Raw genomic sequence first — 24,010 nt, forward strand, 5'->3', positions numbered from 1 at the left:
AACAGAAGAAAAGGTGAAAAAAATCAAAAAAGCCACCTCGATGGCTTTTTTTTTTTGATTTTTATGATTGTAATATTTTCATATATTGGTAACACTTTGGTCAAAATTTCGTCTATAATGGAGAAAGAAAAATAATAAACATCAAAGAGGGATTGATCGATGGGGAAACTTAAAGGCGGTTGGTCGAAGGGGACATTAATTGCTGTCATTGCCGTTGTTTTTTTGTTTACAGGGATATTTGTTAGTAATTATTTTCAAGCAAAAGCTGCAGGTGATGAATCTAAAAATCATCAAAAAAATAAAGTTACTAATCTACCTGTAAAGAAAAATGTGTCAGCGGAGTTGATTGTACGGAACACAAACGATTTAAAATTGGAAAAAGAATTAATAAGAAAGCAACAAGACAAAGCCGTGATATGGAGTAATCAGCAAGAACGAGAGACTAGTAAGGTGCCAAACAATCATACTACAAATAAAGCTGTGGCACACCCCACCACAAAAGATAAAACTACTTCTCAACCACCGACAAAGGAATCCATTGCAGCTCCGTCTAAACCAAAAAATACACAACCAAGAAATAGTGGTAAGAAAATTGTCTATTTAACATTTGATGATGGTCCAGCAGCTTTTTCCGATAAGATAATTGCGCTTCTTGAAAAGTATCAATTTAAAGCAACATTCTTTATGATTGATGGGAATATAAAGAGATATCCTGAAGCGGTTAAATTAATGACCAAGACGGGTGAAACGCTTGGACTACATAGTGTATCTCACAGTCAAAAGAAATTTTATAAATCTAAAGAATCAGTGCTTAGTGAATTAACCCAAAACCGTAACACCTTAAAGGAAGTGTCGGGTGTCAATTCTTTTATTATGCGAACGCCCTATGGCAGCGTACCAAACATGACAGACGAGTATAAAAAGGCCGTCAAGGAAAATGGGTATTTGATGTGGGACTGGAATATTGATAGTAAGGATTGGTACTATAAGGATAAACGCTATGTCAACAGCGTTATCAACCAAATAAACCAAAAGAAAGACCATAATGGACCGCTAGTTATCCTTTTACATGAGCGAAAGGAAACTCTTGCTTATTTACCATTACTTCTAGACTATTTAAAGAAACAAGGCTTTGAAGGTAAACCAATTGAAAATACTACTACTCCAATCCAATTTTGAGATAAGACAAATATCTGCAGATTTGGTAAACTAACCATATATTAAAAATTCTTTCATGTGATTTATAGTGAATATAATGGGGATCGATAATGGGCTATGATGAATAAACTATTGCAGAGCACCGGTTTCAAGAGAATATCAATTTTTGTCTTAATTGCCATTGCTATTTATGCAATGAAGTCAATGATTAATCTAATCTTACTAACGTTCATACTTACTTTTTTAATGGATCGGTTAGTCCAATTCATTGAAAGGAAAATTCCGCTTAACCGAAAGTTAATTGTTGTAATATCGTATGCGAGTATTGTCGGTTTGCTTTCTTATGGATTGGTCATGTATCTTCCAATGATTGCAGGTGAAATTACCGCATTAATCAAGCAATTAACCGCCTTTTATACAACTAAGCATGATAATATTGTGCTGAATTATATAATGAGTCGAATGGAAGAAATAAAAATCTCAAGCTATTTAGAGCAAGGCTTTACCTTTGTATTTAAATATTTTACTGATATTAGTAAAATTGGTTTGCAAATTTTATTGGCTCTGTTAATGAGTTTGTTCTTCCTGTTGGAAAAGCCGCGTTTGATTGCCTTTACAAAGAAATTTAGAACCAGTAAAGTTTCACCCATTTACAGTGAAATTGAATTTTTTGGACGAAAGTTTGTTGGAACGTTTGGTAAAGTGATTGAAGCACAACTAATCATTGCTGTTGTGAACTGTATTTTGACAACCATCTCCTTATGGATCCTGGATTTCCCACAGCTTGGCGGGTTATCTATCTTAATTTTTATTTTGGGTCTTATTCCTGTTGCAGGTGTGATTATTTCTTTAATTCCGCTTGCAATTATCGCTTATAGTATTGGCGGTTTGATCAAAGTCCTTTATGTCGGCATTGCCATTATGATTATTCATGGTATTGAGGCGTATATTCTCAATCCAAATTTAATGAGTTCAAAAACAAACCTTCCTGTTTTCTATACATTCCTTGTCTTGATATTCTCCGAGCACTTTTTTGGTGTTTGGGGATTGATTGTCGGAATTCCTGTCTTTGTTTTCCTTTTGGATGTACTAGAAGTGACAGAGAATAAGAAGGCATAAAAAAAGCCCATTTGTTGGGCTTTTTTGTTTATACTAAGGGTATAAACCATTAAGGAGGATGTAAGTTTGAGCGAATGCAAGCTAGACCATACCCATGAAGATGTAAAAAGTAAATACGTATCTCTTGCTGCTTTTTTACCTGAAGATATGAAGCCATTATTTAATCAATTCTTTGAAAAAGAGCATACACAGGACCTTTTAAACGAGGTGTTCCATTTGCTGAAAAAATACGATTTAGCTCCAGAAGATGAACAAGCTCACAGGAACAACCGCTTATATTTGGTACTGAAGAACGTATAAGTAAGGAGGGCCCCTATGAAAAATTGGGGCCCGATTTATTTTACATAAACAAAATTTATAATGAAATCGCTTGTATTTGAAAATATTAAGAAAAGCAAAGTTTAACAAAGAAAAGAGGATATGATGGGCGAACTACTGCAATTATTAAAACGTGGCAATAAATCTGCCATGCTGGCGGCAATAATTAATACGATCATTTCAATTATAAAAGGTGTCGCTTTTATGTTTACAGGCAATGTGGCAATGTTCGCTGAAACGATGCACAGCCTGGGTGATGCTGCGAACCAGTTTTTTGTGTTTATCGGCTCCGCTTTAAGTAAGAAGGCACCGACTGAAAAATATCCAAATGGGTTCGGGCGCTTAGTGAATCTTGTTCTTTTGGGTGCGGTGTTAATTGTCGGAATTATGGCATTTGAAACCATAAAAGAAGGCTACCACCATGTAATTCATCCAACCGAGTCAGGTGGATTTGCTATTAATATTATTGTTTTAGCCGTTGCAACACTGCTAGAAATGTTTGTGTTATTTAAAGCAATGAAAGAAATATTACATGAGATTGAGCTTGAAGCAAGTGGGCTTCAAATTTTTTCTGAAAGTTTTGCCAATTTAGGAAGAGCTAAACCTGCGACAAAGCTCGTTTTCATGGAAGACCTCGTTGCAACCTTGGGTGGTTTGTTGGCGATTATTGCTGTTGTCATTTCTCACTTCACTGCCTTCCATCAAATAGAGGGATTGGCCTCGATGCTTATTGGTGGGATGATGCTCTTTGTTGTTGGAAGAGTCTTTTTGGATAATGCGGCAGGAGTCCTTGGTCAAGCAGATGAAGAGATGGAGAATAAAATCGGCACTCTTGTTATGGAGGACCCTGATGTCAAAGATGTTCAAGGGATAACTGTTATTAAAGAGGGTGAGGACCTGCATGTGGAGTTAGAAATCGAGGTCGATCCAAAATTAACGGTGGCCGCGGCTGATAATATTAAAGACCGTTTACACGAAAAGATTATGGCAGAAAAAGGTGTCGTCGATGTCACCATTGAGATTGATGAAGAAGACGGAGTAATGAGTTGGAAGGCGCGCAGTGAATCAGCTGCAGATTAGAGAATACCCTTGTAAATGAATCAACTTGGAAACCTTCAGTCTTGAACGAACGAATAATGTGCTTATCAAGTGGAATTCTATTCTTAAGGCGCTATTTAGGAGGTCAGATAAGGTGGAACACAATATACGGTTGACCAGTGCGGAAATCGGGGGATTATGGACTACGTATATCCAGGAGAATATGACTGTTTGTTTACTGACATATTTTCTTCATCACAATCAAGATGAAGAGATTAAAAAAATTCTACAACAGGCATATGAAATTTCTGAGGGACATGTTCAGAAAATCACGACCATCTTTAATGATGAAGGCATCCCAATTCCTGATGGATTTTCAGAAAAGGATATTAATTTATCTGCCCCGCCATTATTTTATGATATGTTTGGCCTCAGTTTCGTTTATTCAATGAGCCGGATGAGTATGATTAACATGGGATTTATCACGGTAAATACGGCAAGAGAAGATGTGATGGATTTTTTTGTGACGATGGTTCAGCAAACTTCGATGTTATATCAGCAATCCACTAACCTTATGCTTTCAAAGGGAATCTATGACCGTCCGCCGATGATTCCTTATCCAAATAAAGTGGAATACATTGAAAAACTGTCTTATATAAGTGGATTCGGGAAAAAAAGACCGTTAAACGTGTCTGAAATTACGGAAATCTTTTTTAATACAGAGCGGAATTATTTTTCAATCCTTCTATGTATGGGGTTACTTCAAGTGGTATCAGACAAGGAGATACATAATTTTATTGAGGAAGGTAAGAAAATATCTGAAAAGCAAATCACTACCTTCAATGATATCCTTATGAGAGAGGAACTACTCGGGAACGTGTCAACAAGTGTAGAAGTGACGGATTCAACGGTTTCTCCTTTTTCCGATAGGCTGGTGGTTACGCTTTTCCATTCATTGAACGCAATTGATATCACGCTTATTGGCCATGCGTTATCATTATCAATGAGATCAGACCTGGCTGCCTATTATCAAAAGTACATTTTAGATATTTTGGTGTATTCCGCTAAAGGGTTTGATCTAATGGTCGATCGGGGCTGGGCCCAGCTGCCTCCTCATGCACCAAGTCGAAGGGATCTACAGAAATTGTAAGGTTCGCGAATTTCGCGAACCTTTTTTTGGCTTCTGCTTTTCTTATTCCCAAGGTTTATGTAGGGTCAGTACACTTGCCAGCTCTTTACTGCTTTTTCTGTGTTCTTTCCGCTTTTCGGCTCTTTCTTTTCCTGTTTCAAATAGTTTTTTCTCTTCTTCGGTTTCAGGGATGATTCCTGGAACCTTTGTCGGTTTCCCATTGTCATCCAATGCAACAAAGGTTAAAAAGGCAGTCACGGCAATTTTTCTATCCCCGGACATCAGGTTCTCCGCAATTACTTTGACGAAAATCTCCATGGAAGAAGACCCAGTTGACGAGACAAACGTTTCGATACAAACTGAATCCTTCGGTGTAATTGGACTAAGGAAGTCGACCGAATCAATTGAAGCAGTGACACATTCCGCTCTGGAATGCCTTACTGCCGAAATAGAAGCAATCATATCAATATCACTGATTAACTTTCCGCCGAACAAGGTATTATGGTTATTTACATCATTAGGAAAAATCCGACTCGTTCTCACGACTCGAGATTCATTACATGTTTTTGCTTCCATCCAATCCCTCCAAGAACTGTTTATTATAATTTACCCAAATCACTAACTTTCTTGTAGTTTTTAGTGAAATCGAGATATTTGTGGTACATTATTTAATATATCAATTGTGAGTCTGGAGGAACAATAAATGAGTTTGCAAGCACAGATCATGAAGGAGTTAAACATTAGTCCGACCATTCAACCGCAAGGAGAAATTCGAAAACGGATTGATTTTTTGAAAAATTACATAATTAAAACAAAGGCTAAGGGCTATGTTTTAGGGATTAGCGGCGGTCAAGACTCTACTCTTGCAGGCCGCCTCGCTCAACTGGCAGTTGAGGAGCTCCGCAACGAAGGACTAGATGCCTTGTTTATCGCTGTTCGTCTTCCTTACGGTGTCCAGCAAGATGAGGAAGATGCTAAGCGTTCATTAGCCTTTATCCGTGCAGATCGTGAGACAGTCTTTAATATCAAAACAGCGGTTGATGATGTACAAAAAGAATATGATACAAGTTATCAAGGGGCACCTTTAAGTGATTATCAAAAAGGAAATGTAAAAGCCAGGATGAGGATGATTGCTCAATATGCAATCGGCGGCATGGAGGGACTGCTTGTGATTGGAACAGACCATGCTGCAGAAGCAGTCACGGGTTTCTATACGAAGTATGGCGACGGAGGGGCGGACATCCTTCCGCTCAGCGGCTTAAGCAAGCGGCAGGGGAAAGCCATGTTAAAAGAGCTAGGTGCAGATGAACGTTTATATTTAAAAATACCTACGGCAGACTTACTGGACCAAAAACCTGGACAGGCCGACGAAACAGAGTTAGGGATTACATATGATGAACTCGATGATTATCTGGAAGGAAAACCAGTTTCAAAAGAGGTCGCAGAGAAAATTGAACAGCGTTATCTTATGACAGAACATAAACGCCAACTACCAACCACCATGTTTGACGAGTGGTGGAAATAAAAATAGCTGCCTATCATAAGAAACATTTCTGATAGGTTTTTATTTTAAAATAAAGGGTAAAATAATTTTAATTTCGTTCACATCTTATCCTTTGACAGAAGCAAATCTGTGTAATATGATTAAATCCGATAAAAACAATCAGAATTAGGGGGTTTCACCAGTGAAAAAACTTACTATTATTTTTGCACTCTTATTAAGCTTTATGTTTGTGCTATCAGCGTGCGGCAAGGATAATGCCGATAAAGATAATAAAAAAACTGATAACAAAACTGCTGAAAAAGCAGATAATGATTTATTGAAAACGGTAAAAGACAAAGGAACACTTTTGATTGGAACAGAAGGTACATATCCTCCATTCACTTTCCATGATACTAGTGGCAATCTAACTGGATTTGATGTGGATCTTGCGACTGAGGTGGCTAAACGTATCGGGGTTAAACCTGAATTTAAAGAAACACAGTGGGATGCAATGTTTGCAGGATTGGATGCGAAGCGTTTTGATATGATAGCTAACGAAGTTGGGATTCGTCCAGACCGTCAGGAAAAGTATGATTTCTCAGACCCATATATTACTTCTGCAGGTGTCCTGATTGCCCATAAAGATAATGATAAGGTTAAAGCATTTGAAGATATTAAAGGATTAAATGCAGCTCAATCGATGACAAGTAACTACGCAGATATGGCAAAGAAATATGGAGCTAAGATTGTTGGAGTGGATGGTTTCCAGCAAGCAGTTGAGCTCCTTGCTCAAAAACGTGTGGATGTGACCATTAACGATAAGCTTTCATTTTTAGACTATAAAAAGCAAAAGCCAGATGCGCCAATCAAGGTTGTTGCAACCGCAAATGATGCTTCTTCAAGCGGCTTTATGTTTAGAAAGAAAAGTGACACACTTGTTGACGAAGTGAATAAAGCGCTAAAAGATATCGTCGACGATGGCACTTACAAAAAAATCTCTGAGAAATGGTTTGGTGAAGATGTACTTAAATAGTATTTTTGCTGACCCAGAAAGAACGGCAAGGTTAATCGATATTGCAAAAACTTCCCTCCAGCCACTGCTGGAGGGTGCTATTATGAATACCATTCCATTAACAATCATTTCGTTTATCATTGGGATTATTCTGGCGGTGTTAACGGCTCTTGCCCGAATTTCTGAGGTTAAATTCTTTCAAGGGATTGCCAGATTTTATGTTTCGGCGATTCGCGGAACACCATTACTTGTTCAGTTATTCATTATTTTTTATGGACTACCTAATATCGGAGTTACCTTAGATCCATTTATATCCGCGGTGATTGGTTTTTCTCTAAGTGTTGGGGCCTATGCTTCAGAAATCATTCGAGCAGCGATTATCTCCATTCCTAAGGGCCAGTGGGAAGCCGGTTATTCGATTGGAATGACCTATACCCAGGCGTTAAAAAGAATCATTCTTCCGCAGGCAGCAAGAGTATCCATACCGCCATTATCGAATTCATTTATTAGTCTTGTAAAAGACACTTCTCTTGCGTCAGTTGTTCTTGTAACAGAGATGTTTCGCCGGGCCCAAGAAATTGCTTCAACCACCTATGAATTTTTATTGGTATACGTAGAGGCAGCGCTTCTTTATTGGGTCATTTGCTTTTTCCTTTCGTTCTTGCAAGGATACTTGGAAAAGAGAATGGACCGGTACACGTCTTAATGAGGGAGTTTTACAATGATTTCAATTAAAGGTTTATATAAGCAATTTGGTCAATTAGAGGTGTTGAAAGGGATTGACCTCGTCGTTGAAAAAGGAAAAGTGGTCGTTGTCATCGGTCCATCGGGATCCGGTAAAACAACGATGCTCCGCTGTTTGAATGTGTTGGAAACTCCGACAAAAGGTGCCATTTCCATCGAAGGTCAAAGTTTGGATTTTTCTAAAGCTGTTCCTAAAAAACAAATTGCCTCGTTTCGGCGCCTAACCGGAATGGTTTTTCAAAGTTATAATCTCTTTCCTCATAAAACAGCACTTCAGAATGTTATGGAAGGGCCAATCATTGTAAAAGGAGAGGGGAAAGAGGCTGCAAGGAAAAAAGCACAAGCATTACTTGAAAAAGTGGGCCTTGGTGATAAAATTGATTACTTTCCCGCCCAGCTCTCCGGTGGTCAGCAGCAGCGTGTCGGCATTGCCCGGGCACTAGCAATGGAACCAGAGGTAATGCTCTTTGATGAGCCGACGTCCGCACTTGATCCTGAACTGGTTGGTGAAGTATTGAAGGTCATGAAGGACCTGGCTAGGGAGGGAATGACAATGATCGTTGTTACCCATGAAATGCGCTTTGCCCGCGAAGCGGCCGATGAAGTCATTTTTATGGACCAAGGTGTGATTGTCGAGAGGAACAAGCCAGAAGAAATTTTTACCAATCCAAAAGAAGAACGAACGAGGAAGTTCTTGAATATGATTCAATAAGGTGTTGTAGCCATGTGCTATGGCACTTTTTTACTTTTGAAGGGTAAAAATTCGTAATATCTCCTTAATCGCACGGCAGGATTTCGACAAGCATTATCGAATTATTGAATAAATCAGGTAAATTTTAATAAAAAAGTGAAACTTTTCCATAATTTAATCGTATTTAAGGTAGATACATAGAAAGGATGATGCTTATGGATGAGGAGTGGTGGTTACCTACTTGATTGAGAAAGAAACTAAAGTTTTTTTAATAAATGGCTATGTAAAGCTCATTGTTATTTTTATAGCCAAGTTGATTGGAGCGGAAATCAACAGCCATGTTAAATAGAGACAAATGAATAAGAAGGATTGATGCGCATGGAACCATTTAGCATTCCTTTAGAAACGATTTATTTATATGGGTTAATCATTTCCGGGGTATTAACCTTAATTTATGTCTTGTTTGCCGATGTCTTTCATTTTCATGGGTTTGGTGATGGACTCGATTTTCTTAACCCAGTCTTGATTTTCGCTTTCGTAACCATCCTATCGGCAAGCGGTTATTTATTTGAGCGACTTTCTTCATTACATTATTTACTCATTTTAGGCATCTCGTCTGCTGCAGCCTTGATTGTGGTGACGTTATTAAATGTCTTTGTTCTTGTCCCGCTGTCTGGTGCGGAGGAGTCACTAGTCTATAAAGAATCAGATTTACGTGGCCGGATTGGTACGGTTATTACCACCATCCCTGTTGATGGGTATGGGGAAGTGATGATTGACAGTACAAGCGGCAGAATTGCCAAGCCAGCATCAAGCTTTGATGGGGACACGATCCCAAGCGGTACGAATGTCCTTGTGGTCCAAGTAGAAAATGGCGTCCTGCAAGTAACGGTTCATCATCAATTAGAGAGTTTTTTATAGGGAGGTTTTAGGATATGGAATTTAACATTATCTGGGTTATCATTGGGATTGTTGCACTTATTTTTCTTGCTTTAATAGGCGTTTTTATTACCAAATACAGAACTGCAGGGCCGGATGAGGCCTTAATTGTGACAGGAAGCTTCCTTGGCAACGGAAGTGTCCATGTGGACGAATCCGGAAACAAAATCAAAATTATCCGCGGCGGCGGTACGTTTATTTTACCAGTCTTCCAACAGGCAAAACCATTAAGCTTGCTATCTAGTAAACTGGAAGTAACGACTCCAGAGGTCTATACTGAGCAAGGTGTTCCGGTCATGGCCGATGGGGTAGCGATTATTAAAATCGGCGGCTCGATTAGTGAAATTGCGACTGCTGCCGAGCAGTATCTTGGAAAGCCAAGGGAAGATCGCGAAAGTGAGGCCAGGGAAGTTCTTGAAGGCCATCTACGCTCGATCCTTGGCTCAATGACCGTAGAAGAAATCTATAAAAATCGCGATAAATTTTCACAAGAGGTTCAAAGAGTTGCCTCACAGGATCTGGCTAAAATGGGTTTAGTGATTGTATCATTTACGATTAAGGATGTTCGCGATAAAAATGGTTATCTTGAATCCCTTGGTAAACCGCGAATTGCTCAAGTAAAACGAGATGCCGATATTGCCACAGCTGAAGCGGATAAAGAAACCCGGATTAAAAAAGCAGAGGCCTCTAAGGAAGCAAAGCGGAATGAGTTAGAGCGGGCAACAGAAATTGCTGAGGCTGAGAAAATCAATCTTTTGAAAATTGCCGAGTACCGCCGTGAACAAGATGTCGCCAAAGCACGTGCTGACCAAGCCTACGACCTTGAAAGTGCACGTTCGAAACAAGAAGTAATGGAACAAGAAATGCAAATCAAGATTATTGAAAGACAGAAACAAATTGAATTGGAAGAAAAAGAAATTCAACGCCGCGAACGTCAATACGATTCGGAAGTGAAGAAAAAAGCGGACGCCGACCGTTATTCTGTGGAACAATCGGCTGCAGCAAATAAGGCCAAGGAAATGGCAGAAGCAGAAGCAAATAAATATCGAATCGAAGCCATGGCTAAAGCGGAAGCAGAGCGGATTCGATTGGATGGTCTCGCCAAAGCGGAAGCGCAAAAGGCACAGGGTTCGACGGAAGCAGAAATTATTCGCTTAAAAGGTTTAGCAGAAGCCGAAGCGAAGGAGAAAATTGCCGAAGCATTCGAGCAATTCGGCCAAGCGGCAATCCTAGACATGATTATCAAAATGCTGCCGGAATATGCGAAACAAGTGGCTAGCCCCTTATCCAATATTGATAAAATTACGGTTGTCGACACGGGCGGCTCTGGAGCGAATGGCGGTGCCAATAAAATCACCAGCTATGCCACCAATTTAATGGCTAGTCTTCAAGAATCATTAAAAGCATCAAGCGGCATTGATGTAAAAGAATTGATTGAAAACTACTCTGGCAAGTCGAATGTAAGAAAAAGCATTGAGGAATTGACAGATGAAGTAAAGAAAAAAGCAGAATAAGAAAAAAAATCCTTATCGATGGCGATAAGGATTTTTTTACTCCAAGATGATTTCAAAGCTTGTTCCTAGATTGTGGCTGCTTGAAACTTTAATGGTTCCGCCGTGGGCTTCCACTAATTGTTTGACGATTGAAAGTCCGAGTCCGGTACCGCCGAGAGCACGCGTTCGTGATTTATCGACACGATAAAATCGCTCGAATATTCGAGGTAAATCTTCTTCGGGGATACCCTTCCCTTCATCTTGAACAATCATGTGAATCGCTCCGTCGATTCTTTTAACGACGACGTCTATTTTTGTTTGCTGCTCCGAATATTTCCGTGCATTATCAAGCAGATTGAGGATCACTTGTTCAAAGCGCATCGGGTCAATTTTTGCATAAAGATGATCCGGGCATTCGAGAACGATTTCGATCTGGTACTCCAAGCAAGCCGGTGAAACTTTTTCAATGATTGTTTGAAAATAAGGTAATAGATGAACCTCTTCTTTTTCTATTGAAAAAGTATTTTCATCCATTTTTGCGAGATTAAATAATTCCTTCACTAGTTTCGATAGCTTGCCAGTCTCTTCAAAAATAATTCCTAAATATTTATCTCTGTCCTCATTGTTCGTTCCTTGTCGGCGGGCAATGTCTGCATAGCCCTTAATATAAGTCAGTGGAGTACGGAGTTCGTGCGAGATGCTTGCAAGGAACTCATTCCGTTCATTTTTTAGAATTTCTAAATCACTAGCTAACACCTTAATGGATTCCCCGAGCTCTCCGATTTCGTCTTTACCAACGTTTGGCAGGGAGACGGAGAAATCACCCTTACTGATCCGTTTTGTTGCTTCACTCATTTGAATAAGCGGGTGAGTGACAAACCTGGTCAAAAAGATAATGATAATAATCATAAACAAGAGGGAAAGCAGGCCAGCAATCAGGAAATGCTGGTTAAGCCCGGTAATTAAATTTTTGATTTTTTTTGTATTTTGAAACATATAAACATAACCGTTGATTTTATTATCAACAATTACTGGGCTAATGGAAGCGATATAAGCTTCGTTTTTCCAGTCGTCTTCTAAAATTACTCCCTCGTGTGGCACACTTTTTGGCCTAATATTCATGATTTTTTTCATTTCATCAGCAACCTTATTGGACGACATATAAATCGTTCCATCTGGTTTTGTCAGAATCACCTGTGTATCGGTCTGTGCCTCCATTATGGCAATGTGCCGAATGGTTTCATCATGAAATGAAGCCTCGAGGATCTTACGGTGATTATTCCCTCGTGTCTGGAGAGAAGTTAACTCTTCATGCACCCGGGAATGAATGATATTATTATGCAAAAAAAACATCGAAATGCCTTCTAGTATAAAGATTGCAATAAAAAATAGGACGCCTATTTTAACTGATATTTTATTCATATGTCCAAGCACCTCACTCCCTAAGCATACTATAGAGTTTGCTGTACGAGCGCCTTATTTTGTAGCAAATTTATTAAAAAAATGGACGTCCCACCGATTGGGACGTCCGAACTATATAAAAAAGAGAGGTTAAATTTGAGATGAGTAAGATGGTTTTGAACCAACTACTGCATCAATGAGGTGATAACAAAAACTTGGGAGTCCTTTTAGTTATTTCCTCATTCCTAACTACACTCACATCTTACCGAGAAAGATTGAAGATGTTATGAAGAACTTGTGGTGAATTTGTGAAGTTACAAACATCACAGACTTGAAATGATATAGTTATTATGTGGGGAGTGGTAAAAATGAAGATATTATTAGTAGACGATGAACGTAGAATCATAGAAGTTCTTGACGCCTATTTAGTAAGAGAAGGCTATGAAATTCATAGTGCAGATAATGGAATTGATGCCTTGAAAAAAGTAAAAACACTAAACCCTGATTTAATCATATTAGACTTAATGCTGCCCGATATATCTGGTGAAGAAGTTTGCCGGCTGGTCCGAAAAGAATCGGACGTGCCAATCCTGATGCTGACCGCCAAATCGGCTGAAGATGACCGCATCAACGGAATCGTGATGGGGGCGGATGATTATTTAACCAAGCCGTTTAGCCCGCGGGAAGTCGTTGTTCGCGTGCAAGCTATTTTAAGGCGTGTGAAAAAGTCGGAGAAAGTAGAACGACTTGAATTCAATGGGAAAAGACTTGTCATTGACTTAATAAAAAAGGAAGTAACCGTTAACGGAGACTATATTACCCTAACACCGATTGAATATAAGCTGTTAACCAATATGGCGGTGAATCCGGGCCGGGTTTACAGCCGGATGGATTTGCTTGAAAAGATTCAGGATGAAGGCATGTATTATGAAGGCTATGAACGCAGTGTGGATACCCATATCAAAAATCTTCGAAAAAAAATTGAGATGGATTCACGGCAGCCAGATTTTATCGTAACGGTATTCGGGATGGGTTACAAATTTGGAGGCGTATTAGATGCTGCAAACGCTCCGGTCTAAAATTCTCTTTTATTTAATACTCATCTCAATGATCGCCATCATCATTGTGAGCTTTTTTATCCAGTATGGATTTGAAGAAAGCTTCAGCAGCTATTTAGATCACAATCGGGAGAAAAAGATTGATCGGATTATCACGGAAATTGAAAAGGATTATAAAAAAAATGGCCATTTTACCAGTGACCCCGTGTTTGGGCTCTTGCACGAACATGCGATGACCGAGCAGCTTTACTTCCAATTATATGATCGGCTGGGGCAATTGCAAATGGATTCCTCGAACATCCGTGGCATGTTGAATAATTTCGGGTTAGCTGAACCTGCTCCAAATGGTGAAGAATGGCATTCCAAGACCTATTCATTAAGGGTAGATGATAATATCATTGGGAAACTCGTTGCCATCTATCCGAAAGGTTTAATTGATGATGAGTATACATTTATCCAAACGATTCAATTGTACATTTATGCAGCCGTTTGTTTGACGATCGTGCTGGCGATTATCTTTAGTATGCTTTTTTCAAAAAAACTCACTTCAGGATTACAGAAGCTATCGTTTGCGGCAAATGAGCTGCAGAGCCATAATCTTGACATTCGCATTCCATTTTCGGGCTTGCCTGCCGAGGTAAAGGACATTGCAATTTCGTTTAATAATCTTGCAGTGTCGTTGGCAAAGGAAGAAAACTTAAGAAAGCACTTTACGGGAGATTTAGCTCATGAGCTTCGCACACCGCTGGCCACATTGAGAAGTCAAATTGAAGCATTTCAGGATGGTATTTGGGAGCCGACTCCACAGCGTTTGCAGACAACCCATGAAGAGCTAATGCGATTAGTAAGGCTAGTCAATGAACTAGAAAAGCTTCTTGCCGCTGAAAATCCGCAGATTCGACTTGAAAAAATGGAATTGGATGCAGGAAGTGTGCTGGCAGCGTTATTTGAGATGTTTCTGCCGTTGTTTACAGAGAAGGGTGTCCATCTCCATATTGAAGAACCTGTTCAGGACGAAATGTTTGAAGCGGACAGGGATCGCTTGATGCAAATCCTGTCAAACATCCTCAATAATGCCCTAAAGTATACGCCGGAAGGAAATAATGTCACTATTTCTGTCCAAACGGATATGTCGGGCTATGTCGGCTTCAAGATTCAAGATGAGGGATCAGGGATGGCTGAGGAAGATATTCCCCATATATTCGAACGCTTCTATCGCGGGGACAAATCACGAGACCGCAAAACCGGAGGAGTTGGAATTGGCCTCTCGATTGTAAAAGCCTTAATGGATGCGCATAGGGGTGTCATAAAAGTAAAAAGCAAGTTAAATAAGGGAACAAGCGTTACTTTGTGGTTTCCGCAGGAAGACTAACCCTAAATATTTGCACAGAAGGCCTCTGCAATACGCAGCGGCCTTCTGTTTTTTAATCCAAGTGAAGAAAAAACAGCTTCAAACCGGAACTGTCAATTAACGTGCAACGGGGTAAAACTTTTTCCACTCATTTAGGAACGATGCAGTGGAGGTATTCGGATGTTCTAGGACGCGTGGGGTTAGTCCTACTTGTTTCACTTCACCATTTACAATGATTGCAAGCTGTTTCGTGAGATAATTGACCTCCATTAGATCATGGCTGACAAAGACAGCCGTTGTCTTGGCATCTTCAATAATTTGCTTGAAATCCTCCATTAACCTTATTTTTGTTGGAAAATCTAAAGCGGAAAAAGGTTCATCTAAAAACAGAATCTCTGGTTCAACAATCATCGCCCGCGCTAAGTTGACCCGTTGTGCCTCGCCGCCGGATAAATAAAGAGCATTTTTTTTCGCCAAATGACTGATTCCAAATAACTCCATCCAGTGCCCCACTTTTTCCTTGATAATCGATTTGGAGACTTTTCTTAAGGTTAGTCCTATCGCAATGTTATGAAAAACAGTTCCATCTAACAGTAAGGACTGCTGGAGAGCAATGGAGAATTTCCTTCGCAGTTCAAGCGGTGCATTCCCCTTAGGAATGGCCTGTCCTCGATAAAAGATTTCACCACTATTTTGTTGATCTAGAAACGCCAGCACCTTTAGCAGCGTACTTTTCCCCGCACCATTTGGTCCCATAATGCCGAGAAATTCCCCAGTCTGAATCTGAAATTCAGGAATATCAAGAATGGTTCTATTATGGGCTTTATAGGTAATGTTCTTCAGCTCAATTAAGGGGTTCATGATATTCGCTTCCTTTGCTGTAAAAATGTTAACACTGCCGTAATCAACAGGGCAACCGATAATAATATGAACGATAGCGCTAAGGCAATATCAAAGTTCCCCTTTGAAACTTCCATTACAATTGTCGTCGTTAAAATGCGCGTGTCTCCTTGGATATTTCCGCCGACCATCATCGCAGCACCAACCTCAGCGATGACCCGGCCAAAGCCAGCCATTATTGCCGCCAATATGGCAATTTTTAATTGTTTAATGAGAATCCATAATGTCTGCAGTTTTGTTGCTCCAAGAGCTTTAATTTGCAGAAGCATTTTTTCACTAATTTGCTGAAATGCTGTGCAGGTTAGACTGGTAACAATCGGCAAACTCACTAATATTTGTGCCATCACAATCGCTGTTGGTGAATAAAGCAGGGTGAGGTCTCCGAGCGGCCCCGAGCGCCATAAAAGCATCGTAATCCAAAGTCCGGCAACAACAGGAGGCAGCCCTAAACCAATATTGATGAATAATAATAGAAATCTGCGGCCTTTGAATCTAGTTAATCCAAGAAAAATGCCAAGCGGCAATCCTATCAAGGTACTAATCAGAATGGAAATTATACAAACTTTAAGAGTGAGCCAGGTAATCGCAAATACTTCCTGATCACCAGAAAGGAGCATCTCTATCGCTTTTTGTAGTCCATCAATGAGTAGTTCCATTTAAAGTGCCTCCAGGATTTTCTATAGCTTTATAAACAGAAGGGCCCTTAAAAAAGGGCCTTCATCTACTATTCTGTATACTTCATAAATAATGATTGACCGTATTCTTTCTTACCGAATTCTTCAATCACATCTTGTGTTTTCGCATCTACCATAAATTCTACAAATTTTTCAGCATCTTTGCTATTAATTTTGTCATGTTTTTCAGGATTTACTTGCATCACGTGGTAAATGTTCATTAAATCTTTGCCGCCTTGAACGACGATTTGAAGGGTATCTAAATTTTTCTCTTGTGCCAGCCATGTAGCGCGGTCAGTTAAGACGTAGCCTTTTTTCTCTGCTGCCACTTGTAAAGTTTGCCCCATGCCTTGTCCAGTTGAAACGTACCATTCCCCAGCGGGTTTAATGCTTGCCGCGGCCCAGATACCAAGTTCTTTTTTATGTGTGCCAGAATCGTCACCTCGTGAAACGAAAGTAGCTTTCGAATCAGACAATTTTTTGAAAGCTGCGTTAATGTCATCACCGCTGACACCTGCTGGATTGTCCTTTGGTCCTACGAGGATAAAATCATTGTACATCACGCGTTTGTAGTTTATGGCATCACCGGCATCAACAACTGCTTTTTCAGCTGCTGGAGCATGAACAAGAAGGACATCTGCTTCCCCTTTTGTTCCCATTTCTAATGCCTGCCCTGTGCCAACTGCAATGGTTTGTACTTTTACATTGTTTTCTTTTTCAAACATTGGGATCAGGACATCTAGTAAGCCGCTGTCCTGTGTGCTTGTTGTTGTAGCAAGGATCATTACAGTTGGTGCTGCTTTAGGTTCAGTCTTTTTTACTTTTTCTGCTGAATCATTTGTTTCAGAATTTCCGCACGCGGCTAAAATTAATAGCATCAGCGCCAATAAGAATCCAAGATAACGATTTTTTATCATGTTTTTGTTTCCTCCGTTTGACTAGTTTGATAGGTAATTTTTCCTAATTCTGATATGTCATATCCTTCTAAATCCGTTAAACTGTCTTTGAAACTAGCAGATTGTAAATACTGAATTAGGTCTGTTAAACTTTGTTTATTTTCAGAGGTAAAGCGGAAAACAAGGTCAAAATGTTCTTTCGCTACTGGGATGAAGTCCAATCCTAAATGGCTTGCAGCCGACTGAATTCCGAAGGTGACATCAGCCATGCCCCTGCTAATGTACGAGGCAGCAGATAAATGGTTCCACTCCTCCTTGCTATACCCGCTAATTTTACTAGGATTGATTCCATAGCTGGAAAGCTTTGAGTCAAGTAAAAATCGTGTTCCTGCGCCTTTCTGGCGATTAACAAATTGAACATCGTTTCTCGTCAGGTCAGGAAAATCATGAATATTCTTCGGATTGCCTTTTGCGACAATAAAGCCTTGTTGTCTTGCCGCTAATCTAAGCACCAAAATTGATTCGTATACAAAAAGTTGATGAATGAATGGCAGATTATATTCTTGTGAGTTTGGATCCAATAGATGAATAGCAGCAATATCACATTGTCCCCGGTATAGCATCATTAACCCTTCAAGACTGCCTATGTACGAAGGCTGGATTTGCAAGTTTAATGCTGTAGCTGCTTGTTTTGCAAAATGTTCGACAAGAAAGTCGTGACTGCCGGATAATCGAATGGATTGGGCCGGATTACTCGGAGTCTCTGTTGGTTCAGATAGACTTTTTTTGGCGGGAGCCTTTGTGTTCTCTTTAAATCTCTCCAGCTCAGCTTGTTCAATTCTCATTTTGTTTCCAATCTTAAATGCCTGCAGCTCTCCTCTTTTAATTAACTCATAAACCGTATGTTTTGAGATTTGAAAGATTTGGGCAACTTCATCGGGTGTATAAGCCTTCTCATCCATAAGCTACCCTCCTTTTTCCAGTTTTTATTTTATAAAAAGAATAGCATAATAAAAGTGATTTTTGTTAAGTTTTGTTGAGTTTCGTTAAGTTTTGTTTGGGAATGTCATGGATTGTTCAATTAACAATTCAGTTTTCACAAGATTTTCACGAACTTCACTTATTGTTCAATCGTGAGCATAGAGAAATATTGTATTATAAAGAGAGAATATTAAATTTGCGAAAAAGGGGACGGATCTAAATGTCTAAGCTTCTATATATAATAGCAAATCCAAAAAATGATAGTAAACTTTCAAAAGGAATGCAAATTGGGGAAGTGTTTCTAGAAGAGTTCAAAAAGGAACAGCCTAATGTGGAAATTGAGCATATGCACTTATATAGTATGGATATCCCTGAGATTGATATGGATTTACTTTATGCACGTGCAAAACTATCATTTATGGGCTATACAAAAGATCAGCTTACCGAAGGAGAGCGGACGAAACTAGAAAAAATGCATGCGCTGGCAGACCGTTTTATTGATGCGGATTACTATGTGTTTGTTACACCGGTATGGAACCTTGGTGCACCCGCAATTTTAAAATCCTTCATGGATTGCTTATTTATTGCAGGGAAAACATTTACTTACTCTGAACACGGTGCAGAGGGACTTCTTACCGGAAGAAAGGCCATTCACATTCAAACACGCGGAGGCATTTATTCCATCGGCCGAATGGTTGATTTTGAAATGGGAGACCGTTATTTAAGTAAAGCCCTTGAATTCCTTGGCTTTGAATTAATGGAAACGGTATTTGCCGAGGGAATGGATCATAATCCAAAGATGATTCCTGAAATTATGGCAAAAGCGAAGGAGCAAGCAGCAAAAGCAGCTAAAGAAATGGCAAAATTGCCTGTTTCATTATAAAAAAGAGCGACTCGAGTGCTGTCGAGTCGCTTTTTTGTTGCTTTTTTGTTGCTTTTTTATAAATATCGCATGAGTTCTCATTTCTATTTGCGGAAAACCCATTTTTGTTGCGCAACTAGGGCCTTTGTTTGCGAAACTATTTTTCTGAACCACAACTCGCTAAAATTTACCTGTAAATTGGAAAACTAACACAAGTACTCCTAATGCCCAAACATAAATTGCAAATGGTTTTAAGGAATGATTTTTCAAATAGCCAATCATCCACTTAACGGCAACATAACCGAAGACGGCAGAAGCAACAATTCCAACGAGCAATGCCGACAAGGAGATTTCTTCACCTTGACCGCTGAGTAAATCCTTCGTTTGCAGGACAATCGCGCCAGCAATGGCTGGTGTGGACAATAAGAAGGAAAAATAAGCGGCTGTTTCACGATCTAATTTTCGCCAAAGCGCCGCAACGATCGTCATTCCTGATCGTGAAATCGCAGGCATAATCGCAACGGCCTGAAAGGTACCGATAATGAGGGCATCTTTATAGCTAATCTCATCCATTTTCTTGTAGCCATTTTTCGCTGAATCAGCAATCCACAAGAAGATCCCCGTAATTAAAAACTCCCAGCCAATCGTAACCCCAGTTTTCGAAATTTCATCGATATAATCTTTAAACGCAAGTCCAAAGATTACCGCTGGGATGGTTCCAACGATCAACAAAAAGGTTAACTTACTAAACGGGTTTTTGATAATTTTTATAAATTCTTCCTTATAAAAAACAAAAACAGCCAGCAATGTACCGACATGAAGCATCGTATCGAGCAAGAGTCCGGCTTCCTGTAAGCCGAATAAATTTCTTCCTAAATAAAGATGGCCAGTACTGCTGATCGGCAAGAATTCGGTTAAACCTTGAATAATCCCCAGAATTAGTGCTTCTAATTTTGTTAACATAGTTACCCTCACATTCTAAAGAAATGTTAAGCCTGTACATTTAAAAGATATGCTAAAATTACCTATTTAATGAAATCCTATTCTATTTTAGGATTCCTTTACCAATTGGGAAATGAAAATATCTAATGTCTAAACAAAATAAGTGCAATTAGATGGCATCCTCCCATAAAATAGAAATATACTCGTTCGAGAGGAGAAACGCATTTGGAAAATTCACATCTTCATTTTAATACGTCGATCGGTGTTATGAAGCCCGAAAATATTCGAAACAAAGACCAGGCCTGTCCATTTTGCGAAAGAGATCAACTAACGAACCTCATCGCTGTGGACGAACCGATTATTCTTTTAAAAAATAAATATCCTGTTCTAGAAAATACCTATCAAACGGTGTTAATTGAAACGGATGATTGTCATGGTGAATTATCGACATACCCAAAAGAGCATCTACATAAATTGATGAGATTTGGAATCATGCATTGGTTAGCTATGGAGGAAACTGGCGGCTATCAATCTGTGATCTTCTTCAAAAACCATGGACCTTTGTCAGGAGGTACGCTCTCGCATCCTCATATGCAAATCATTGGATTGGATGATATTGATTATAAAGAGAAGGTAACCCATGAAATGTTTGAAGGGATTGTAATTGATGAAACAGCGGAAGCCCGGTTTACCCTGTCGACAAAGCCCCGTGTTGGATTTTATGAATTCAATATTGAAATGGAGGATTCGTGTTATCAGGAAAAGTTTTCGGATTACCTGCAAACGGCTGTTCATTATATTTTGAACCATTTTCCATTCAAAGCAACGAGCTATAACTTGTTTTTCCATCATATTGAAAATAAAATCTATGCAAAGGTTGTTTCGCGCTTTGTGACCACCCCGCTTTTTATTGGATACGGCATTCCACAGGTTCCAAGTAATCTGGAATGGATGGCTATGGAATTACAGCGGATCTACTTTAACAAATAAGAAGAAAAAACTATGGGCGCTTCCGCTTTCTAATTTATGTAAATTAAACCATTCACAGTTTAGAAGTTGTGATTTGCTGATAATAAAAATATAATGAAGGAATGCGGCATTTCATAGTAAGGTGGAACTGATATGACTTCAAATAACGACAAAACTTCAAAACTTGATTACAATCTTGTTTTTATATTGATATTACTATTTTTAGCGAGCTGTTTAGCAATTTATAGTGCGCAGGCGAGCGGACAATACAAGGAGAACTTTTTAATCAAGCAAATTGTTTGGTACACGGTTGGGGGAGGGATTATCACTGGGGTTATGACCCTCGATTCAGATCAACTCCGAAAGCTTACCTGGTACGCATATGGGTTTGGAATACTTATGCTTGGATTTTTAATTGTTGCCCCGGAAAGTATCGCACCAGTTATCAATGGGGCGAAAAACTGGTTTAAGGTTCCTGGCATTGGTACCATCCAGCCATCTGAGTTTGTTAAAATCTTCATTATATTGGCGCTTGCGCGCGTGATTGAAGATCATCACCTCAAGACCCAAATAAAAACGATGCAAACGGATTTTTGGCTGTTAGTTAAGCTTGGCATTGTAACCATGGTCCCGTTAGCACTGATCATCAAGCAGGATTTAGGGACATCGCTTGTATTCTTAGCGATTTTATTAGGAATGGTCTTTATTTCGGGGATTTCGTGGAAGCTGCTCACACCATTGTTTGCAGTAGGTATAGCGCTAATTGGGACGATTTTTTATTTTGTATTAATGCACCCAGAAGTCTTGGAAAAGTACCTTGGGGTGGGCCAGTATCAGCTTCGTCGGATTTACTCTTGGCTAGATCCTTATAGTTACCAAGGATCGGACGCCTACCAGTTGACAAAATCATTACTTGCGATCGGTTCAGGCCAAACGGGCGGTAAAGGACTGGGAAATCGAGAAGTTTATCTGCCGGAAAGCCAAACGGATTTTATTTTTAGTGTCGTTGGCGAAGAATATGGCTTTATTGGGGCAAGTGTGTTGATTAGTCTGTTTTTCTTATTGGTTTATCATATTACCAAGGTCGGAATGGAAACAAAGAATAATTTTTATACGTATATTTGCGTAGGGGTCATCAGTATGATCACCTTCCACGTCTTCCAAAATATTGGGATGACGATTGGCGTTCTACCGATTACAGGGATTCCACTACCGTTTATCAGTTATGGCGGCAGCGCCTTAATGGGGAACATGTTCGGGCTCGGCTTAATTTTTTCGATTCGCTACCATTATAAAAAGTACATGTTTTCGACAACAGCTTAATATAGAAAAAAGGAGCGACAGGGTTCGCTCTTTTTTTGTGCTTGAAATTGGTGTTTGGCGGAATAACCGGGGATTTGGCGGAATTACCGTTTAGTTTGGCGGATAAAATTGAGGAATTCGCGGAAATCCGGATAAGTTTGGCGGAATAACCAGAAAAGTTAGCGGAATCCCGCCAGGATAAGAGAACTATACCTCATTTTATGGGGTGTCTATTCTGGCTTGACGGAATAAATCAGGGAATCGGCGGAATCCCAGATGAGATTGGCGGAATAAATCAGGAAGTTGGCGGAATCCCGCCAGGATAGGAGAGCTATACCACATAATTATGGGTATCTAGGTCAGGTTGGCAAAATCCGCGCTCAAATTAGCAGAAAAAATTTTCAAAGTAAACAAAAAGAGCGAGGCCATGGCAAGCCTTGCTCTTTTCTAATATATAATGGGAGGTTTTTTAAAAAAAATTGTTTATTTCTTTAGTAAGATTTTCTCAAGGTCATCGAGCATAATATTTGCTGACAGCACGCCGCCGGAAGTATTCCATGTTGCGTCACTTACTTCATACACATGGCCACTCTTAACCGCATTTAAGTTTTTCCAAAGTGGATCGTTTGTCCATTCTTTTGCAGTATCTATGGCTGCTTGATCACCTGGTGGCGCATAGGTAAAGTAGAAAAGCAGGTCTCCATCCATTTTAGGAATGACTTCTTTGCCTACCTCGACAGCGAGTAACCCAAGCTTGTTATCTGGAGTGAAAAGTGCTTCCTGCTGGGCAGCACGTTTAAAGCCTAATTGATTGAAAAGTACTCCAGAAAAAGAATCGGTGTAATAAATACGAGATTTTCCTGCCATGAAGCGCACAACAGAAACCTCTTGATTCACTTTATCGCCGAGCTTGGCTTTTAGATCTTCCACATGTGTATCGTATGCGTTTAACACTTCGTTTCCTTTTGCCTCAAGATTTAATGCTTTTGCATACAATTTGAAGTTTTCCTTCCAATCTCCTCTAAGCGTTTCTGAAAAAACAGTCGGGGCAATTGCACTAAGCTGGTCGTAAATCTTTTCTTGACGCAGCTTGTTACCGATAATTAAATCTGGTTTCAATGAGGCAATTTTCTCTACATTGACTTCACTTTCAACTCCAACAACCTCAACGCCGTCCATATCCTTTTTAATATGTTCATACCATGGATCTCCAAGCCAGGATTGAACTGCACCAACTGGTTTTACACCCAGTGCAAGCAGTGCTTCTGTTCCTTCATTTGTAAGAATAACGACTTTTTTAGGGGTACCTTTAATGGTGGTAGATCCCATCGCATGCTTAACCGTATAAGATTTTTCTGCAGTAGTTTTCGTCTTATCACCAGTTTTTGCTTCATTACCGCCGCCGCAAGCAGCTAATAAGAAAATGGTCATAACTGAAAAAAGAGTAAGTATCGTCTTGATTGCCTTCATTGTTTATGTATCCTCCTTAGCTAATTGTTAATGATAATCATTTTCAATGACAACTTAATCATAAAATGAGTACTACCGTT

Annotated in this window: 24 protein-coding genes; 16 read left to right on the plus strand and 8 right to left on the minus strand. The window is 39.6% G+C overall.

The genetic code is table 11. From position 1 onward, the window contains the following. The first annotated feature begins 159 nt into the window (after positions 1-159). The 5 genes from ACSU6B_RS02750 (at position 160) to ACSU6B_RS02770 (ending at position 4,783) form a co-directional block, all read left to right on the plus strand. Positions 160-1,179 (plus strand): polysaccharide deacetylase family protein, encoded by a 1,020-nt coding sequence (locus ACSU6B_RS02750; protein ID WP_410882565.1) that lies wholly within the window; start codon positions 160-162, stop codon positions 1,177-1,179. Between the two features lie 96 nt (positions 1,180-1,275). Then, entirely contained in the window at positions 1,276-2,277 is a 1,002-nt protein-coding gene (locus ACSU6B_RS02755; protein WP_168245635.1) for an AI-2E family transporter, read from the plus strand. A gap of 66 nt (positions 2,278-2,343) precedes the next feature. Continuing rightward, positions 2,344-2,577, plus strand: coding sequence for a group-specific protein (locus ACSU6B_RS02760; protein WP_168245634.1), 234 nt, complete (start codon positions 2,344-2,346; stop codon positions 2,575-2,577). A 123-nt stretch (positions 2,578-2,700) separates the two neighbouring features. Continuing rightward, complete coding sequence (locus tag ACSU6B_RS02765; RefSeq protein WP_410882793.1) at positions 2,701-3,675, plus strand: cation diffusion facilitator family transporter; 975 nt, start codon at positions 2,701-2,703, stop codon at positions 3,673-3,675. Between the two features lie 112 nt (positions 3,676-3,787). Beyond that, a complete protein-coding gene (locus ACSU6B_RS02770; RefSeq protein WP_410882568.1) occupies positions 3,788-4,783 on the plus strand; it encodes a DUF3231 family protein in 996 nt (331 codons plus the stop codon). A 42-nt stretch (positions 4,784-4,825) separates the two neighbouring features. Here ACSU6B_RS02770 and ACSU6B_RS02775 read toward each other — a convergent pair whose 3' ends face one another. Continuing rightward, a complete protein-coding gene (locus tag ACSU6B_RS02775; protein ID WP_215005493.1) occupies positions 4,826-5,338 on the minus strand; it encodes an acyl-CoA thioesterase in 513 nt (170 codons plus the stop codon). A gap of 127 nt (positions 5,339-5,465) precedes the next feature. On the opposite strand from ACSU6B_RS02775, the gene nadE reads away from it, so the two are divergent. The 6 genes from nadE to ACSU6B_RS02805 all read left to right on the plus strand — a co-directional run bounded on the left by nadE (position 5,466) and on the right by ACSU6B_RS02805 (position 11,145). Further along, positions 5,466-6,287, plus strand: a complete 822-nt coding sequence (gene nadE, locus ACSU6B_RS02780) for an ammonia-dependent NAD(+) synthetase (RefSeq protein ID WP_410882570.1) — start codon at positions 5,466-5,468, stop codon at positions 6,285-6,287. Between the two features lie 160 nt (positions 6,288-6,447). Beyond that, positions 6,448-7,278, plus strand: a complete 831-nt coding sequence (locus ACSU6B_RS02785; protein ID WP_308162593.1) for an amino acid ABC transporter substrate-binding protein — start codon at positions 6,448-6,450, stop codon at positions 7,276-7,278. Next, positions 7,265-7,963: an amino acid ABC transporter permease gene (locus ACSU6B_RS02790; protein ID WP_215005487.1), complete on the plus strand. Its 699-nt coding sequence runs from the start codon at positions 7,265-7,267 to the stop codon at positions 7,961-7,963. Before ACSU6B_RS02785 ends, ACSU6B_RS02790 begins: the two co-directional genes overlap by 14 nt. 15 nt (positions 7,964-7,978) lie before the next feature. Then, on the plus strand, positions 7,979-8,713 hold the full coding sequence (locus ACSU6B_RS02795; protein WP_410882572.1) for an amino acid ABC transporter ATP-binding protein: 735 nt from the start codon (positions 7,979-7,981) through the stop codon (positions 8,711-8,713). A 357-nt stretch (positions 8,714-9,070) separates the two neighbouring features. Continuing rightward, positions 9,071-9,613, plus strand: a complete 543-nt coding sequence (locus ACSU6B_RS02800) for an NfeD family protein (protein WP_410882574.1) — start codon at positions 9,071-9,073, stop codon at positions 9,611-9,613. Between the two features lie 14 nt (positions 9,614-9,627). Continuing rightward, the gene (locus ACSU6B_RS02805; protein WP_410882576.1) at positions 9,628-11,145 is read left to right on the plus strand and encodes an SPFH domain-containing protein; all 1,518 of its coding nucleotides are present in this window, start codon (positions 9,628-9,630) and stop codon (positions 11,143-11,145) included. A gap of 36 nt (positions 11,146-11,181) precedes the next feature. On the opposite strand, the gene ACSU6B_RS02810 is transcribed toward ACSU6B_RS02805, so the two are convergent. Then, positions 11,182-12,546 carry a HAMP domain-containing sensor histidine kinase gene (locus ACSU6B_RS02810; protein WP_410882578.1) on the minus strand — a complete coding sequence of 455 codons (1,365 nt, stop codon included), beginning with the start codon at positions 12,544-12,546 and terminating at the stop codon, positions 11,182-11,184. Between the two features lie 347 nt (positions 12,547-12,893). Here ACSU6B_RS02810 and ACSU6B_RS02815 point away from each other — a divergent pair, with 347 nt between their 5' ends. Continuing rightward, positions 12,894-13,604 (plus strand): response regulator transcription factor, encoded by a 711-nt coding sequence (locus tag ACSU6B_RS02815; RefSeq protein WP_410882580.1) that lies wholly within the window; start codon positions 12,894-12,896, stop codon positions 13,602-13,604. Beyond that, positions 13,582-14,955, plus strand: a complete 1,374-nt coding sequence (locus ACSU6B_RS02820) for a sensor histidine kinase (protein WP_410882582.1) — start codon at positions 13,582-13,584, stop codon at positions 14,953-14,955. The genes ACSU6B_RS02815 and ACSU6B_RS02820 overlap by 23 nt, the downstream gene beginning before the upstream one ends. A gap of 96 nt (positions 14,956-15,051) precedes the next feature. On the opposite strand, the gene ACSU6B_RS02825 is transcribed toward ACSU6B_RS02820, so the two are convergent. The 4 genes from ACSU6B_RS02825 to ACSU6B_RS02840 form a co-directional block, all read right to left on the minus strand. After that, positions 15,052-15,795 (minus strand): ABC transporter ATP-binding protein, encoded by a 744-nt coding sequence (locus tag ACSU6B_RS02825; protein WP_410882584.1) that lies wholly within the window; start codon positions 15,793-15,795, stop codon positions 15,052-15,054. Further along, the gene (locus ACSU6B_RS02830) at positions 15,792-16,490 is read right to left on the minus strand and encodes an ABC transporter permease (RefSeq protein WP_410882586.1); all 699 of its coding nucleotides are present in this window, start codon (positions 16,488-16,490) and stop codon (positions 15,792-15,794) included. Before ACSU6B_RS02830 ends, ACSU6B_RS02825 begins: the two co-directional genes overlap by 4 nt. A 68-nt stretch (positions 16,491-16,558) precedes the next feature. Then, positions 16,559-17,425, minus strand: a complete 867-nt coding sequence (locus ACSU6B_RS02835) for a substrate-binding domain-containing protein (RefSeq protein ID WP_410882588.1) — start codon at positions 17,423-17,425, stop codon at positions 16,559-16,561. Then, positions 17,422-18,366 (minus strand): substrate-binding domain-containing protein, encoded by a 945-nt coding sequence (locus ACSU6B_RS02840; protein WP_410882590.1) that lies wholly within the window; start codon positions 18,364-18,366, stop codon positions 17,422-17,424. Before ACSU6B_RS02840 ends, ACSU6B_RS02835 begins: the two co-directional genes overlap by 4 nt. Before the next feature lie 239 nt (positions 18,367-18,605). Here ACSU6B_RS02840 and ACSU6B_RS02845 point away from each other — a divergent pair, with 239 nt between their 5' ends. After that, complete coding sequence (locus ACSU6B_RS02845; RefSeq protein WP_410882592.1) at positions 18,606-19,268, plus strand: FMN-dependent NADH-azoreductase; 663 nt, start codon at positions 18,606-18,608, stop codon at positions 19,266-19,268. Between the two features lie 159 nt (positions 19,269-19,427). Here the strand turns inward: ACSU6B_RS02845 and ACSU6B_RS02850 are convergent, their stop codons facing one another. Then, complete coding sequence (locus ACSU6B_RS02850) at positions 19,428-20,210, minus strand: undecaprenyl-diphosphate phosphatase (RefSeq protein WP_215005450.1); 783 nt, start codon at positions 20,208-20,210, stop codon at positions 19,428-19,430. Positions 20,211-20,414: 204 nt separating this feature from the next. Here ACSU6B_RS02850 and ACSU6B_RS02855 point away from each other — a divergent pair, with 204 nt between their 5' ends. Next, complete coding sequence (locus ACSU6B_RS02855) at positions 20,415-21,179, plus strand: DUF4931 domain-containing protein (RefSeq protein ID WP_410882594.1); 765 nt, start codon at positions 20,415-20,417, stop codon at positions 21,177-21,179. A 132-nt stretch (positions 21,180-21,311) separates the two neighbouring features. Next, on the plus strand, positions 21,312-22,481 hold the full coding sequence (locus ACSU6B_RS02860) for an FtsW/RodA/SpoVE family cell cycle protein (RefSeq protein ID WP_410882596.1): 1,170 nt from the start codon (positions 21,312-21,314) through the stop codon (positions 22,479-22,481). Between the two features lie 462 nt (positions 22,482-22,943). Here ACSU6B_RS02860 and ACSU6B_RS02865 read toward each other — a convergent pair whose 3' ends face one another. After that, on the minus strand, positions 22,944-23,930 hold the full coding sequence (locus ACSU6B_RS02865; protein ID WP_410882598.1) for an ABC transporter substrate-binding protein: 987 nt from the start codon (positions 23,928-23,930) through the stop codon (positions 22,944-22,946). Between the last annotated feature and the right edge of the window lie 80 nt (positions 23,931-24,010).

Origin of the sequence: Neobacillus sp. C211, assembly GCF_051842875.1 — a bacterium.
Taxonomy (GTDB): Bacteria; Bacillota; Bacilli; order Bacillales; family Cytobacillaceae; genus Neobacillus.

Bases quoted from the DNA above. Each gene is read 5' to 3' on its own strand.
- ACSU6B_RS02860 (WP_410882596.1), top strand. From the start codon at position 21,312: ATGACTTCAAATAACGACAAAACTTCAAAACTTGATTACAATCTTGTT.
- ACSU6B_RS02810 (WP_410882578.1), bottom strand. From the start codon at position 12,546: ATGAATAAAATATCAGTTAAAATAGGCGTCCTATTTTTTATTGCAATC.
- ACSU6B_RS02765 (WP_410882793.1), top strand. From the start codon at position 2,701: ATGGGCGAACTACTGCAATTATTAAAACGTGGCAATAAATCTGCCATG.
- ACSU6B_RS02825 (WP_410882584.1), bottom strand. From the start codon at position 15,795: ATGAACCCCTTAATTGAGCTGAAGAACATTACCTATAAAGCCCATAAT.
- nadE (WP_410882570.1), top strand. From the start codon at position 5,466: ATGAGTTTGCAAGCACAGATCATGAAGGAGTTAAACATTAGTCCGACC.
- ACSU6B_RS02835 (WP_410882588.1), bottom strand. From the start codon at position 17,425: ATGATAAAAAATCGTTATCTTGGATTCTTATTGGCGCTGATGCTATTA.
- ACSU6B_RS02845 (WP_410882592.1), top strand. From the start codon at position 18,606: ATGTCTAAGCTTCTATATATAATAGCAAATCCAAAAAATGATAGTAAA.
- ACSU6B_RS02775 (WP_215005493.1), bottom strand. From the start codon at position 5,338: ATGGAAGCAAAAACATGTAATGAATCTCGAGTCGTGAGAACGAGTCGG.
- ACSU6B_RS02805 (WP_410882576.1), top strand. From the start codon at position 9,628: ATGGAATTTAACATTATCTGGGTTATCATTGGGATTGTTGCACTTATT.
- ACSU6B_RS02800 (WP_410882574.1), top strand. From the start codon at position 9,071: ATGGAACCATTTAGCATTCCTTTAGAAACGATTTATTTATATGGGTTA.
- ACSU6B_RS02815 (WP_410882580.1), top strand. From the start codon at position 12,894: ATGAAGATATTATTAGTAGACGATGAACGTAGAATCATAGAAGTTCTT.
- ACSU6B_RS02790 (WP_215005487.1), top strand. From the start codon at position 7,265: ATGTACTTAAATAGTATTTTTGCTGACCCAGAAAGAACGGCAAGGTTA.
- ACSU6B_RS02795 (WP_410882572.1), top strand. From the start codon at position 7,979: ATGATTTCAATTAAAGGTTTATATAAGCAATTTGGTCAATTAGAGGTG.
- ACSU6B_RS02830 (WP_410882586.1), bottom strand. From the start codon at position 16,490: ATGGAACTACTCATTGATGGACTACAAAAAGCGATAGAGATGCTCCTT.
- ACSU6B_RS02820 (WP_410882582.1), top strand. From the start codon at position 13,582: ATGCTGCAAACGCTCCGGTCTAAAATTCTCTTTTATTTAATACTCATC.
- ACSU6B_RS02750 (WP_410882565.1), top strand. From the start codon at position 160: ATGGGGAAACTTAAAGGCGGTTGGTCGAAGGGGACATTAATTGCTGTC.
- ACSU6B_RS02850 (WP_215005450.1), bottom strand. From the start codon at position 20,210: ATGTTAACAAAATTAGAAGCACTAATTCTGGGGATTATTCAAGGTTTA.
- ACSU6B_RS02865 (WP_410882598.1), bottom strand. From the start codon at position 23,930: ATGAAGGCAATCAAGACGATACTTACTCTTTTTTCAGTTATGACCATT.
- ACSU6B_RS02840 (WP_410882590.1), bottom strand. From the start codon at position 18,366: ATGGATGAGAAGGCTTATACACCCGATGAAGTTGCCCAAATCTTTCAA.
- ACSU6B_RS02755 (WP_168245635.1), top strand. From the start codon at position 1,276: ATGATGAATAAACTATTGCAGAGCACCGGTTTCAAGAGAATATCAATT.